The 13,877-nt window shown below is 61.4% G+C and carries 13 protein-coding genes; 7 read left to right on the forward strand and 6 right to left on the reverse strand.

Going from position 1 to position 13,877, the window contains the following annotated elements; translation table 11 throughout:
* Window positions 1-66: 66 nt before the first annotated feature.
* From HYX42_RS21600 to HYX42_RS21610, 3 genes are read right to left on the reverse strand one after another with little or no spacing between them, the layout of a single operon-like run.
* Entirely contained in the window at window positions 67-1,035 is a 969-nt protein-coding gene (locus HYX42_RS21600; RefSeq protein ID WP_293407103.1) for a TRAP transporter substrate-binding protein, read from the reverse strand.
* 57 nt (window positions 1,036-1,092) lie between these two features.
* A complete protein-coding gene (locus HYX42_RS21605) occupies window positions 1,093-1,992 on the reverse strand; it encodes an SMP-30/gluconolactonase/LRE family protein (protein WP_293407106.1) in 900 nt (299 codons plus the stop codon).
* Window positions 1,993-2,003: 11 nt separating this feature from the next.
* On the reverse strand, window positions 2,004-2,834 hold the full coding sequence (locus tag HYX42_RS21610) for an NAD(P)-dependent oxidoreductase (RefSeq protein ID WP_293407109.1): 831 nt from the start codon (window positions 2,832-2,834) through the stop codon (window positions 2,004-2,006).
* 134 nt (window positions 2,835-2,968) lie between these two features.
* Between HYX42_RS21610 and HYX42_RS21615 the strand changes: the two genes are divergently transcribed.
* Window positions 2,969-3,769, forward strand: a complete 801-nt coding sequence (locus HYX42_RS21615; protein ID WP_293407112.1) for a FadR/GntR family transcriptional regulator — start codon at window positions 2,969-2,971, stop codon at window positions 3,767-3,769.
* Between the two features lie 389 nt (window positions 3,770-4,158).
* Window positions 4,159-5,529: a glucarate dehydratase gene (gene gudD, locus HYX42_RS21620; RefSeq protein WP_293407115.1), complete on the forward strand. Its 1,371-nt coding sequence runs from the start codon at window positions 4,159-4,161 to the stop codon at window positions 5,527-5,529.
* 131 nt (window positions 5,530-5,660) lie between these two features.
* Here the strand turns inward: gudD and HYX42_RS21625 are convergent, their stop codons facing one another.
* Window positions 5,661-6,533 (reverse strand): amidohydrolase family protein, encoded by an 873-nt coding sequence (locus tag HYX42_RS21625; RefSeq protein ID WP_293407118.1) that lies wholly within the window; start codon window positions 6,531-6,533, stop codon window positions 5,661-5,663.
* 89 nt (window positions 6,534-6,622) lie between these two features.
* Between HYX42_RS21625 and HYX42_RS21630 the strand changes: the two genes are divergently transcribed.
* The 5 genes from HYX42_RS21630 (at window position 6,623) to HYX42_RS21650 (ending at window position 11,530) form a co-directional block, all read left to right on the forward strand.
* Window positions 6,623-7,417: a crotonase/enoyl-CoA hydratase family protein gene (locus tag HYX42_RS21630; RefSeq protein WP_293407121.1), complete on the forward strand. Its 795-nt coding sequence runs from the start codon at window positions 6,623-6,625 to the stop codon at window positions 7,415-7,417.
* Window positions 7,414-9,330 carry a feruloyl-CoA synthase gene (locus tag HYX42_RS21635; protein WP_293407124.1) on the forward strand — a complete coding sequence of 639 codons (1,917 nt, stop codon included), beginning with the start codon at window positions 7,414-7,416 and terminating at the stop codon, window positions 9,328-9,330. The genes HYX42_RS21630 and HYX42_RS21635 overlap by 4 nt, the downstream gene beginning before the upstream one ends.
* 78 nt (window positions 9,331-9,408) lie before the next feature.
* A complete protein-coding gene (locus tag HYX42_RS21640; RefSeq protein ID WP_293407127.1) occupies window positions 9,409-10,401 on the forward strand; it encodes a tripartite tricarboxylate transporter substrate-binding protein in 993 nt (330 codons plus the stop codon).
* 94 nt (window positions 10,402-10,495) lie between these two features.
* Window positions 10,496-10,981: a MarR family winged helix-turn-helix transcriptional regulator gene (locus tag HYX42_RS21645; RefSeq protein WP_293407130.1), complete on the forward strand. Its 486-nt coding sequence runs from the start codon at window positions 10,496-10,498 to the stop codon at window positions 10,979-10,981.
* A 240-nt stretch (window positions 10,982-11,221) separates the two neighbouring features.
* Window positions 11,222-11,530 carry a winged helix-turn-helix transcriptional regulator gene (locus tag HYX42_RS21650; RefSeq protein WP_293407134.1) on the forward strand — a complete coding sequence of 103 codons (309 nt, stop codon included), beginning with the start codon at window positions 11,222-11,224 and terminating at the stop codon, window positions 11,528-11,530.
* Between the two features lie 63 nt (window positions 11,531-11,593).
* On the opposite strand, the gene HYX42_RS21655 is transcribed toward HYX42_RS21650, so the two are convergent.
* Window positions 11,594-12,745 (reverse strand): hypothetical protein, encoded by a 1,152-nt coding sequence (locus HYX42_RS21655; RefSeq protein ID WP_293407137.1) that lies wholly within the window; start codon window positions 12,743-12,745, stop codon window positions 11,594-11,596.
* A 117-nt stretch (window positions 12,746-12,862) separates the two neighbouring features.
* Window positions 12,863-13,867, reverse strand: coding sequence for a tripartite tricarboxylate transporter substrate binding protein (locus tag HYX42_RS21660; protein ID WP_293407140.1), 1,005 nt, complete (start codon window positions 13,865-13,867; stop codon window positions 12,863-12,865).
* Between the last annotated feature and the right edge of the window lie 10 nt (window positions 13,868-13,877).

Genomic DNA, 13,877 nt, shown 5'->3' on the forward strand with positions numbered 1-13,877 from the left:
AGCAGGAAAAAACAGGTACAGGAGAAGCCCGCGCGGACGAGGTCCACGCGGGCCGGGGATGCAGGCTTACTTGGTGTCCTGCGCAGCCTTCACCAGACGCTGCAGGTCAGGCGTGTTGATGAACTTGGCATACACGGGCTGCATGGCGGCCTGGAAGGATTTCTTGTCCACATCCTTGACGAGCTGCGTGCCGGACTTGAGCACGACGTCCAGGGCCTTGGCCTCCTGCTCGTCCCACTTCTGGCGCTGGAAGGTCACTGATTCCTTGGCGGCGGCGCGGAACATGGCCTGGTCTGCAGGCGACATCTTGTCGAACACGGCCCTGGAGATCACCAGCATTTCAGGCGCCATCGAGTGCTCGGTGTACGAATAGACCTTGACGGCTTCGTAGTGCTTGAAACCTTCGTAGGAAGGGATGTTGTTTTCAGCCGCATCGATCAGGCCGGTCTTCAGGGCGGTGTAGACCTCGGCAGTCGGCATCGGCGTTGCATTGGCGCCCATGGCGTTGGCAACGGCCACCCACAGGTCCGAAGGCTGGACGCGGATTTTCATGCCCTTGGTATCGGCCAGCGTACGGACGGCCTTCTTGGCGTAGACGGAACGCGCGCCGCTGTCATAGAAAGCGAGGCCGACCAGGCCCTGGCTTTCGCAGCCCTTGAGGACTTCTTCGCCAACCGGGCCGTCCAGAACCCGGCGCATGTGCGGGATGGAGTTGAACAGGAAGGGCATGGTGGGCACCAGGCTCTTGGGGCACAGCGAATTGAGCGAGCTGATGTTGACGCGGTTCATCTCCAGCGCGCCTATCTTGACCTGGTCCAGGGTTTCCTTCTCGGAGCCCAGTGCGCTCTTGTTGAAAACCTTGATGGTGTACCTGCCACCGCTTTGTTTGGCCAGCACCTCGCTCATGTGACGCACGGCCGAGACAGTCGGGTAGTCGTCGCTGTTGTGCACATCGGCAGAGCGCAGCTCGACGGCTTGTGCGGAAAAAGCCAGCAGGCCTGCGGCCAGGGCGGTAAGTTTCAGGGTTGCTTTCATTGTCTCTTCCTCTAGGTTGGTGGTAAAAAACGCGTTAACTAACTCTTTGATATTTTTTTAAAGCGTGCACGCAGCTTCGGGCAGCCCGCGTACGCCGGGGCGCAACGCAAACACACCGCCGGCCAGCGGCTGGTCAGATAAATCGATGCCCCCCGGGCGAATCGATGTCACGAACAGGGTGTCAAGCCCGGCGCCGCCAAAGGCGCACATGGCTGGTTTTTTGACGGGCACCGCCAGCGAGCGGTCCAGCCTGCCGTCGGGTGTGAAGCGGTGGATGAGGCCCGCATCGTTGCCGCAGATCCAGTAGCAGCCCTCGGCATCCACAGCAGCGCCATCAGGCCGACCGGGAAATGCATTCATGTCGACAAACACGCGGCGGTTCGTTGGCGTGCCGGTCGCGGTTTCGTAGTCGAAAGCCCAGATCATCTGCACCAAGGGGTGCGAATCGGACAAATACATGGTCTTGCCGTCAGGGCTGAAGGCCATGCCGTTGGGCGTGATGAAACCTTCAAGCAAGGTTGCGAGGCCGGCGTCGCCGTCATAGCGGTACACGTTGCCGACTTTTGCGCCGGCAGACATGTCCATCAGCATGGTGCCCGCGAGAAAGCGCCCTTGCCTGTCGCAGCGGCCGTCGTTGAAGCGCATGCCGGGCATGGCGTGGCTCACGGGGGCCAGTTGCGTGAAGCCGAGCTTGCCACCGGCTTGAGGATCAAGCCTGAACACGCCGCTTTCGGCACCCACAATCCAGCCGCCACCCGCCACCGCGCCTATGCAGGCCAGCATTTCAGGCGCCGTCCAGGTCGTCAGGCCGGCGGCTGCATTCCAGCGGCACAGTTGGCGCGCGGGAATATCCACCCAGTACAGCGATTGTTCAGCCACGCTCCAGACCGGGCTTTCGCCCGTGCCGTTGCGCGCGTCAAGAACCAGTTCGGCCTGTACAGACATCGCAGCACCCATGGTCATCCCGCTCAGGCGACCTTGTCAGGTGAGACGTCGGGGAAGGGGCCGGCCTTCACGAAACCACCGCCCTGGTAAATGGCAGATGGGTCATTCAGGTCTGGCGAAGATGTCCTGGCGTAAATGGCATCGCGGAATACATCGGAGCTGTCCTGCGGCACATAACCGACATGGCGCGAACGGCTGTTGTCCCACCAGGTCACGGCGTTATCGGACATGCCGAAAATGATGCTGTGGCCCAGCACCGGCGTGGTCAGGCAGGCGGTGATCAGGCGGTGCAGGTCGTCAAAACTCAGCCAGGTGGCCAGCATGCGGCGGTCACGCGGCTCTTCAAAAGATGAGCCGATACGCACGCAGGCCGTCTCAATGCCGTAGCGGTCAAAATAAAGGCGCGACAGGTCTTCGCCGAAGGCCTTGCTCAGGCCGTACAGGCCGTCGGGACGTGGCGGGTCGTCGGCCGTGATGGTCTGGTCCTGGCGGTAAAAGCCGACCACATGGTTGGAGCTGGCAAACACCACACGCTTGACGCCATGCTTGCGCGCTGCTTCATACAGGTTGTAGGCCCCAATGATGTTGCCCTGCAGGATGGGCGTGAACGGCCCTTCGACCGAAATGCCGCCCAGGTGGATGATGGCGTCAACGCCCTTGACCATGGCATCGACAGCTGCGGCATCGGCCAGATTGGCCAGCACCACTTCTTCGCCCGCCTCTGCGGCGCCAAAATCCTGGAGGTCGGACAGCCTGAGCGTGGTGCAGTTGGCTTTCAGGCGCTGGCGCAGGGCCTTGCCCAGGCCGCCAGCCGCGCCGGTGAGCAGCAGTTTTTCGTGAACCTTGATCGTCATTTTTTATACAGGTATCGCAGTTTTAAGACTGGACATTTTTTTGAAGTTTGCTAAAGTTGACCTAAATCCGAAGTCATAGGTTGTCTGATGACTGAATTTTGTTTCTCACCCCAAGCCCTGTCAACGACTTTTTGATGGAATCAAGGAAAACCCCTAGCTTTGCCGAAGACGGCGCCCTGGCACTCGCCCAGGACGAATCGCCACGCCTGCGCAGGCCGCGCGGGCTGGTGAGTGAAATCGTTGATTCGCTGGCCGCCAGCATTCGTGAAGGCCGCATGCAGCCGGGTGAAAAGCTGCCGACCGAAGCTGAAATCATGGCGAAGTTCGACGTCAGCCGCACTGTCGTGCGCGAGGCGCTTTCGAAGCTGCAGGCCTCCAGCCTGGTCGAAACCCGCCACGGCATTGGCACCTTTGTGCTGCAGCCGCAGGACGCCGGTAACTTCCGTATCAATGCCGAAGACTTCGCCACGGTGGCCGATGTGATCTCCGTGCTTGAGCTGCGCATCAGCCTTGAAACCGAGGCTGCAGGCCTGGCTGCGGCAAGGCGCACCCCTGAAAACCTGGCTGCCATGGAGGCTGCACTGAAGGCGTTTTCAGATTCGATAGATGCTGATTCGGACGCCGTGCCGCCCGACTTCCAGTTCCACATGGAAGTCGCCCGCTCCACAGGCAACCGCCACTTCGCGGACCTCATGACCTACCTGGGCACCATGATCATCCCGCGCACCCGCGTCAACACCACGCAGAACGCGCCCGAGGGCCGGCTCAACTACCTGCAGCGCGTCAATGGCGAGCACGAAAGCATTTACAACGCCATCCGCAACCAAGACGCCGAAGCCGCCCGCGCCGCGATGCGCACCCACCTGTCGAACAGCCGCGAGCGGCTGCGCAAGGGCAAGAACGCACACACCACCCAGACCCTGAACGGCCAGTAAACGGGATAAGGGATATTTAACGTATACGGCAAATTTTTGATGTGTACGTTAAAAAATAGCCAAAAGTTAATATGGGACTTAACTTTTCAGGGTTTGAGCAGATTCCAGCTTAAAGAACTGCCTCAAAATGCCTGGAAAAGGCTATTTTGAGGCATTAAATTAGCCTCTAGCCCAATAGATATGCGCGTGAGCAGCTACTGAATTAATAGCAAAAATAAACCCGGCGGTCCTCGGTCGACTGCGAAATCGCAGCGCCGCCATGATCCCGTCGCGCAAACCTTGGCCCCCGGCACGGTCCAGGAAAAGCTGCGTATTCGGGTATGCCTTAGGTTGTAAATACGGCTTTTAGTTGTACGATGACTGATCAATAACCCTAATACAAGCACCTCATGACAGCTCAACAGGCCCAGACCGAACAGCTTTCCTCCGTACAGGCGTCTACCCCACGCATCACGCACATGCGGGTCATTCCGGTCGCCGGCCATGACAGCATGCTGCTCAACCTCAGCGGCGCGCACGGCCCCTTCTTCACCCGCAACCTTGTGGTGCTGACCGACAGCCTGGGGCACACCGGCGTGGGCGAGGTGCCGGGTGGCGAAAAAATCCGACAGACGCTTGAGGACGCGCGCGAACTCATCATTGGCCAGTCGCCCGGCAACTGGAACCACATCCTCAACAGCATGCGCGCCAGATTTGCCGACCGCGACAGCGGCGGCCGCGGCAACCAGACTTTTGATTTGCGCATCACCATTCACGCTGTGACTGCCGTTGAAAGCGCGCTGCTTGACCTGCTCGGGCAATTTCTCGGCGTGCCGGTTGCGGCACTGCTGGGCGACGGCCAGCAGCGCGACTCGGTCGCCATGCTGGGCTACCTCTTTTATATTGCGGACGGCAAAAAAACCGGCCTGCCCTACCTCGCCGACCCCGGTGCAGACGACGACTGGCTTCGTCTGCGCCATGAACCGGCCATGGACGCCAAAAGCATAGTCCGCCTGGCAGAAGCCGCGCATGCGCGCTACGGCTTCAAGGACTTCAAGCTCAAGGGCGGCGTGCTGCGCGGCGAAGAAGAGATGGAGGCCATCATCGCGCTGTCGGAGCGCTTTCCCGATGCGCGCATCACGCTGGACCCGAATGGCGGCTGGCTGTTGAAAGACGCCATACGCATCTGCAAGGACAGACACAAGGAACTGGCCTATGCCGAAGACCCGTGCGGCGGTGAAGGCGTGTTCTCTGGCCGCGAGGTAATGGCCGAGTTCCGCCGCGCCACCGGCCTCATGACGGCGACCAACATGATCGCCACAGACTGGCGCGAGATGGCGCACACCATTCAGCTGCAGTCGGTCGACATCCCGCTGGCCGACCCGCATTTCTGGACCATGGAGGGCTCGGTGCGCGTGGCGCAGCTCTGCCAGACCTGGGGCCTGACCTGGGGATCACATTCAAACAACCACTTCGATGTGTCGCTTGCGATGTTCACGCAGGTCGCAGCTGCTGCGCCTGGCAAAGTCACGGCCATAGACACGCACTGGATCTGGCAGGACGGCCAGCACCTGACAAAAAACCCGCTCAAGATTGTTGACGGTGAAGTAGCACTGCCGAAAAAACCAGGCCTCGGCGTGGAGCTCGACATGGATGCGGTCGAAGCCGCGCACCAGCTTTACCTCAAGCACGGCCTGGGTTCACGCGACGACGCGGTGGGCATGCAGTTCATGATTCCTGACTGGAAGTTCAATCCCAAGATGCCCTGCATGGTCAGATAATTTGGCCCCCACGGTCGCTCACTTCGTGTAGCTCCCTGCCCCCCGAGGGGGCCGCCCGCCTGTGGCCCGGCAAAGCCGGTTCCACGGCTCCACTTGCAAAAGAATAAGTCAGACGCGCCACCGAGCGTGGATCACCCCGGCTGGCCTAGGCCCAGCAAACGCATAGCATTGCCCTTGAGGATGCCGGGCATCACTTCCGGCTTGAAGCCTGCATCTTCAAAATCCTTCATCCAGCGGTCTGGCGTGATCAGCGGGTAGTCGCTGCCGAAAAGGATGCGGTCCTTGAGCAGTGTGTTGGCGTACTGCACCAGTTGCTTGGGAAAGTACTTGGGGCTCCAGCCAGACAGGTCTATCCAGACATTGGGCTTGTGGGTGGCTACGCTCAGCGCTTCGTCCTGCCACGGAAAGCTCGGGTGCGCCATGACGATCTGCATATCGGGGAAATCAATCGCCACATCGTCCAGGTGCATGGGGTTGGAATACTCCAGCCGCAGGCCGCCGCCGCAGCGCATGCCGCTGCCTATGCCGCTGTGGCCGGTGTGGAAGATGGCCGGCAGCTTGTACGCGTTGATCACCTCGTAAATCGGCCAGGCCATTTTGTCGTAGGGGTGGTAGCCCTGCACCGTCGGGTGGAACTTGAAGCCCTTGATGCCGTGCTCGGTAATCAGCCGCTCCGCTTCGCGCGCACCCATCTTGCCCTTGTGCGGATCAATGCTGCCGAAGGCCATCATCATGTCGCTGTTCTTCTTGGCGGCCTCTGCGATCTCCTCATTCGGGATGCGCCGGCGGCCCAGCTTGGACTCGCTGTCGACCGTGAACATGATCAGGCCAATCTTGCGTTCACGGTAATAGGCGATGGTTTCTTCAATGGTCGGGCGCTTCGAGTTCTTGAAGTACTTGTCTGCGGCGCGGTCGTATTCCTCGCCATAGTTGTCAAACGGGTTCCAGCAGCTGACTTCGGCGTTGGTGTGGATGTCTATGGCGATCAGGTTCTTGCAGTCCATGTCGTGTCCCGGGTAAATACTTAGATGAATGATGTCGGGGTGGCTTAAATTAGCTATTCAATATAGCTTTATTCAAACCATCAAACAATATGCAAAATCCCCAAGCTGAAACCAATCCGGGGGACGTTTCAGTCGAACACCGCGGTGCGATTTCCATTGTGCGCCTGTGCCGCCCCAAAAAGCGCAATGCCATCAACGACGGCCTGATGGCCTCGCTCGGCCAGCGCTTTGCGGAGCTGCCATCCGAAACCAAAGCCGTCGTCATCGCGGGCGAAGGCGATCATTTCTGCGCCGGGCTGGACCTGAGCGAGCTCAAGGACCGTGATGCGGTCGAGGGCCTGCACCACTCACGTTCATGGCACAAGATACTGACCGAGATGGAATTTGGCCGCGTGCCCATCGTGGCGGCCCTGCACGGCGCTGTGGTCGGTGGCGGGCTGGAGCTCGCCAGCACCTGCCATATCCGTGTGGCCGACGAGACCACCTTTTTTGCCCTGCCCGAAGGTTCACGCGGTATTTTTGTCGGCGGCGGCGGCTCGGTGCGGATTCCCAAACTCGTGGGCGCCCACCGCATGCTCGACATGATGCTGACGGGCCGCGTCTACAAGGCGGCAGAAGGCGTGGGCATAGGCATGGCGCAATACCTGGTGCCTCCCGGCGAGGCCCTGGCCAAAGCCATCGAACTGGCTGAGCGCATTGCCGAGAACGCGCCCATGACCAACTACGCGCTCATGCACGGCCTGCCCCGCATCGCGGAACAGCCGGCCGACCACGGTTTCCTCACCGAAGCCATGCTGGCGGCGATTGCGCAGTCGGCGCCCGAAGCCAAAGCCCGCGTCCGTGCCTTCCTGGACGGCACCGGCCCCAAGGTCAAATTCAAATGAGCCGCGCGACTGTCACGCCAAGGGCCACATTTCGCCCCTTTGATTTTGGTGTGACGCGTGCCTTGCGCCGCGATGCGGGGGCTGTGACCTACCTGCAGGCAGAGCAGCCGCTGCAACCCTATCCAGAACGCATGACCGACAGGCTGCTGCACTGGGCCAGGCTCAAGCCCGATCAACCGCTCTATTCAAGGCGCGACCCGGCACTGGGTGGCGACTGGCGTTACCTGACTTTTGCACAGGCCCTGGAGTCCGCACGCGCAATTGGCCAGGCCCTGCTTGATCGCGGCCTGAATGCCGAACGGCCGCTGGCCATCCTCAGCGAGAACAGTCTTGAGCACGCCATGCTGGCACTGGGCGCCATGTACGCAGGCGTTCCGTTCTGCGCGGTGTCACCGCCCTACTCGCTCGTCAGCAAGGACTTTGACAAACTGCGCCACGTCATGGACACGCTCACCCCGGGCCTGGTGTTCGCGGCCGACTGGCAGCGCTATGGCCGGGCGATCGAGGCGGTTGTGCCGCGTGATGTTGAAGTGGTCATTGGCGCTGACGACACGGAGGCTGCAGGCCGGGACATCACGCCGTTTGCCGACCTGCTCAAAACGCAGGCGACAGCGCAGGTCGATGCGGCCATGGCGGCGACCGGGCCTGACACGCTGGTGAAGTTCCTGTTTACCAGCGGCTCCACCAAGTTGCCCAAGGCCGTCATCAACACACAGCGCATGATCTGCGCCAACCAGCAGCAGATGGCCCAGTCCATGCCCGTCATCACGGAGTCGCCGCTGGTGCTGATGGACTGGATGCCGTGGAACCACACCGCAGGCGGCAACCACAACTTCTTCATGGTGCTTTACCACGGCGGCACGCTCTACATCGACGACGGCAAACCCACGCCTGCACTGCTGGGTGAAACACTGCGCAACCTGCGTGAAATTGCGCCCACCTGGTACTTCAACGTGCCGGTTGGTTTTGAGGCGATTGCCAGTGCCATGCAGACCGATGATGTCTTGCGGCGCAACTTCCTGTCGCGCGTACGCCAGCTTTTTTACGCCGGGGCTTCGCTGTCCCAGCCGGTCTGGGACAGCCTGTACGCCAGCTCCGAACGGGAGTACGGCGAAAGAGTCGTCATGACTGCAGGCCTGGGCATGACCGAGTCCAGCCCCTTCGGCCTGTTCGTGACCACACCGCATTCAAAAGCCGGCGACCTCGGCTTGCCGGGGCCCGGCCTTGAATTGAAGCTCGTTCCCATGGGTGACAAGACCGAGATCCGTTACCGCGGCCCCAACATCACGCCCGGTTACTGGCGCAATCCGCAGGCCACGCAGGAAAGCTTTGACGAAGAAGGGTTCTTCTGCACGGGCGACGCCGTGCAGTGGATTGACCCTGATGACATTCACCAGGGCTTGCGCTTCGATGGCCGCATTGCAGAAGACTTCAAGCTGGCCACCGGCACATTTGTCAGCGTGGGCCCAATGCGGGCCAGGATCATTTCCGCCGGAGCGCCTTACGTGCAGGATGCCGTGATCACCGGCCTGGACCTCCATGAAGTCGGCGCCATGCTGGTCGCCACCCCCGCCCTGCGTACCCTGAGCGGCCTGGGTGCCGGCGCTTCCATCAGCGAGGTGGCGGCTTCAGCCCCCGTCAAGCGATGGCTTCAGAACCTGTTGAACAGCCTGACAGCAAGCGCCACCGGGAGTTCCACACGCATTGCACGCGCGCTGATCCTCACGGAGCCCGCGTCCATCGACAAGGGCGAGGTCACCGACAAGGGTTCGATCAACCAGCGCGCCGTCCTCAAGCACCGTGCCGCCCTGGTCCAGGCCCTGCATGACGGCAGCGCCGCGCATGTGGTCGTGGCAGACACCCCGACACGCGCATCAATGACACCCGCCTCACCGGCAGCCCGCACGGCATAGGCGCGCGGCTGCAGCACCGACAAAAGCAAACTGAAATCACCCGGCCCATAACGTCAACAACCTCAACAGGAGACTTTTATGCTTCATCGCCGCACCCTTCTTCGTTCAGCCGCCACCACAGGCCTGACGGCCTGCATAGGCGCGCCACTGCCTGCATTGGCCCAGGCACCCATTGAAACGGTTCGTGTCATCGTCGGCTTCCCGCCGGGCGGAACCACCGACGCTTTTGCGCGCCGTGTGGCCGACAAGCTGCGCGGCAACTATGCCGTCAATGCACTCGTGGACAACAAGCCCGGCGCGGGCGGGCAGATCGGCGTCACCGCGCTGCGCGAAAGCCCGGCAGACGGCTCGGTGATGCTGCTGACGCCCGCCTCCATGCTCACCATCTATCCGCACACCTTCCCCAAACTGCCCTACAAGATCGACGATGTCACGCCCATCAGCACGGCGCTGTACACCGCCCACGGCTTCGGCGTAGGCCCACAGGTGCCGGCCAATGTCAAAACACTGCGTGACTTCCTGGACTGGGCCAAAGCCAACCCCGGCATGGCCAACTATGGAACCCCGGGCGCAGGCTCCATGCCGCACCTGGTAGCGGCACTGCTTGAAAGGGCATCGGGCGTGCCGATGAAACAGATTCCGTACCGCGGTTCCGGCCCCGGCATACAGGAACTGCTGGGCGGCCAGATCGCCGCTTTCTCATCACCGCTCGGCGATTACCTGCCTTACCTGCAGAGCGGACGCCTGCGGCTGCTGGCCGTGACAGGCACCACACGTTCAAAATTCGCACCCGAGGTTCCGACCTATGCCGAACAGGGCTTTGCCGAGCTGACCATGCGCGAGTGGTATGGCATTTTCATGCCGCCACGTGCCAGTGCCGCTGTCACCGCACGGGCGCATGCCGCCCTGCGCGCCGTGGTGGCACAAAAAGAAGTGATCGACTTTGGAACGCCTCTTGGCCTGGAAGCGATTGCCTCGCCCACCCTGGAGGACTTTGCGCGCACGCTCAAGGCGGATGCAGATTTGTGGGGGTCCTACGTGAAGCGCATAGGGTTTACGGCCGAGTCCTAGTCCTGAGCCCCCCGGCAGCGGCCAGCAACGGCCCCTGCCGGGCACACCTGAAGCTCGTGTAAGGTGTGCAGTTTTGTAGAACCCGTAACGCAACATGCCCCTATCCCCCGAAAAAGACCTGGATTCAGATCCGGCACCCGCCACCAGCCCCACCAGGGATCTGGACACCAGCTTCCTGGAAAGCCTTGTCGGGTACAACGCGAGGCGGGCCGTTCTGCAGATCATCGAGCTGTTCATCAGCCGCATGACGGACCATGACATGCGGCCTGTCCAGTTCTCCGTCATGTCTCTGATCGCACGCAACCCGGGCATCACATCGCGCCAGCTCTGCGATGTGCTGGGCATGATGTCGTCCAACCTGGTCGCCATGGTGCGGTCACTGGAAAAACGCAAGCTGATCATCCGCAAACCCCATCCCAATGACGGCCGTGCGACCGGTCTGCATCCCACCCGCGCAGGCACCGCGCTCGTGCACGTGGGGGAACAAACCATATCCGCCCTGGAAATAGAAGCGACGTCCGGTCTGACCTCTGCCGAACGAAAAACACTCATACGCCTGCTGAAAAAAATCTACCTGTAGCGGTCAGGCACCGGGGGTTTTGGGCAAGGCGCCTGCACCCGTGTCAATCAGCAAATACAGCATATCGCTTCACAGTCACAGTTTTCTGCTCTTTTGGCCGTGAAGCTGCACACCACGGTCTTTACTAGCTATAAAACCTGTAGCAGCGTGAAATTTTGCGTTATATTTGCACCACGCCACGGGATTGCCGGTCCAAGTGTGACTAAACTGTGACCAAATTCGAATCGAGGAGATGAGTTAATGAGTGCCAAGGAAAACGCCGCTGTCGGCCAGCTGTTTGAACTGCTCGAGTCACGTTATGCACTGCGCGTGTTGTGGGCACTGAAAGACGGCCATCCCCAGACCTTCAGGCTCCTGCAGGACAGCGTTGGCAGCATCACCCCGAACACCCTCAACACCCGCGTCAAGGAATTGCGCACTGCAGGCCTCATGACGCACGGCGACGCCGGCTACACGGTTACCCCGCTCGGCAACGACCTGCTCAAGCGCCTGGGTGAACTGCAGGGCTTTGCCGCCAAGTGGCAAGCCAGCCTGGCCAAGAAAAAATAACCCCTGCCTCCATAAAAAAAAGCGGCCTTCATGGCCGCTTTTTTGTTGGCATGTGGCACAGGTTCAGATGGCCGTTTCCAGCAGTTCAATCGGGTTGCCGAATTTTTCAGCAGCCGCCCTCACGGCCGGGTCACGCAGTGCAGTCAGAAAGCCGCCGTCAATCAAGGACTGGCCATCCACCTGCACCGTGCTGTCCAGCGTGACGAGATCCATGTGCACGGGCGGCTCTTCCCATTGGGGCATGGTGCGCAATATGTATTCGCTGGGTTTGGCGAGGTCTATGCCGAAATGCAGCGCACCCGGCGCGTTGGAGCCGGCGGGGTAAATCGTGTGGCGCGGCGCTTTCGGGTTGAAGCCGCAGCCCAGTTCAATCAGCCGCCCGCCCACCAGCATCTCGCGCAGGATGACGGCCTCTTCAGATTCACCCGTCACTTCCACAATCGTGTCGCTCTCAAAACGGCAGCCGATTTTTTCGGCAAACGGTTTGGCGAAACCCACGGCCCATTGCGGGTACAGCGTGCCCGACATGGTCACAGGCGCATTCGCGTCATTGCGATGCGCCGTGCGGTCCCACAGGTTGGGGCCATGCGTGGGCAGGTAGTGCACATAACAGCCGGGCTCGTCGGCGAACATCTTGCCGCGCCAGCGGTTGCCGGCCTGCAGCAACTGGCGCATCTCCGGCGTGTAGTCAATCGAGAAATCGCTGCCGCGCACGTCCGAGAACTTCACCGTGAAGTCCTTGCCTGCGGGGTAACGCTGCGCCGTTGCGCGGATGATCTCGCCCACCAGTTCAGCCGGGAAACGCGCCTGCGGCGTGTGCAGAAGGTCAAGGTCGCGGAAATAGGTGATCTTGACCCAGCGCTGGCCGGCGGCACGCTGCGCGATGAAGAACGGATCAAAGATGGAGCAGAACCATGTCGACACCACAAAATCGGCATCGGCCACCAGCGCCTTCACCAGCTCTGGCACCTCGGTCACCTGGCTGGTGCTTTCCATGTACTGGCGCACCGTGGCGCCGCGCGCGCGCGCCAGCCCCATCACCGCATCGGCCACGCGTGTGTCCAGCAGCGGGTCTGTCAGCAGCAGCACCTTGTCACCCTGGCCGAACGCAAAGGTGCGCTGGAAGTTTTCAAGCGCGGCGAAATAGTTTCTGGTGTCCGTCGTGGCGGCACGCACGCCGGGAGGCAGGCCTATCAGTTCATCTGTGGTCATCATGTGTTTGGTCCTCTTGTTCCATATCTGGTTCATTGCGAGACTAGGCGCATCGCCGCAGACAGTGCGTTAGCACGGCAAGGCGGTGCAACGACGTATCGCGGTGAAGCAGCTACGGAATCAGTCGACTGCGGCGCCTGAGCGCTTGACTGCATTGCCCCACAGCGTGATGTTGCTGGCAATGTATTTTGAAAGTTCTTCAGGCGTGGTCGGTGCCACGTCGGCGCCGCGCTGCTGCAGTTGCGCGCGCAGTTCAGGGTCGGTCTGCGCCTTGTGGATGGCGGAGACCAGCCGGTCAACGATGGGGCGCGGCGTGCCGGCGGGCACCATGATGGCGTCCCAGGCGCTGACGTCAAAACCTTTGAGGCCTGACTCGGCCACGGTCGGCACGTCAGGCCAGGCCGGCACACGTTTGGGTATGGTCACTGCCAGCGGCTTGACGCGCCCGGCTTTGGCCTGCGGCGCTGCGTTGGGCATGACCTCGATCATGAAATCAACCTGCCCGCCAATCAGGTCGGTCATGGCCTGCGCGCCACCGCGGTAGGGAATGTGCACTGCGGACACGCCTGCGCTGGCCTTGTAGATTTCACCAGCCAGGTGCGAGGTCGTGCCATTGCCGGCAGAACCGAAGGTGTACTTGCCGGGGTTGGCCTTGAGCAGTTTCGTCAGGTCGGCCATGGAACTGACCGGCAGATTGGGCCGCACCACCACCATGGCGGCCAGTTGCGTCAGCTGCGACACCGGCTCCAGGTCTTTGAGCGGGTTGAAGCCGGGCGCCTTGTAAATGGTCTGGTTGATGGCCAGCGTGCCGTTGGTGCCGTAGAGCAGCGTGTAGCCATCGGCCGGCGCTTTTGATGCAGTGACGCTGCCGACATTGCCGCCTGCGCCTGCCAGGTTTTCAAACACGATGGGCTGGCCCAGCTCGCGGCCCACACGCGTCATGACCAGGCGCGCCAGGATGTCGCCGCCGCCGCCGGCGGTGAAGGGCACGATGACCTTCAAGGGCTTGTTGGGGTAGCCTGCGACCTGCGCCTGCAGTGAAGGCACTGCCGCCATGGCGAGCATGCCAGCGGCAAAAAGTCTGGCGAGTGCTGCCAGGGTATGTCTCTTGGGGGGGTTGTTCATGGGGAAGTCT

It is taken from the genome of Polaromonas sp., from assembly GCF_016185115.1.
In the GTDB taxonomy this organism is placed as follows: domain Bacteria; phylum Pseudomonadota; class Gammaproteobacteria; order Burkholderiales; family Burkholderiaceae_C; genus Polaromonas.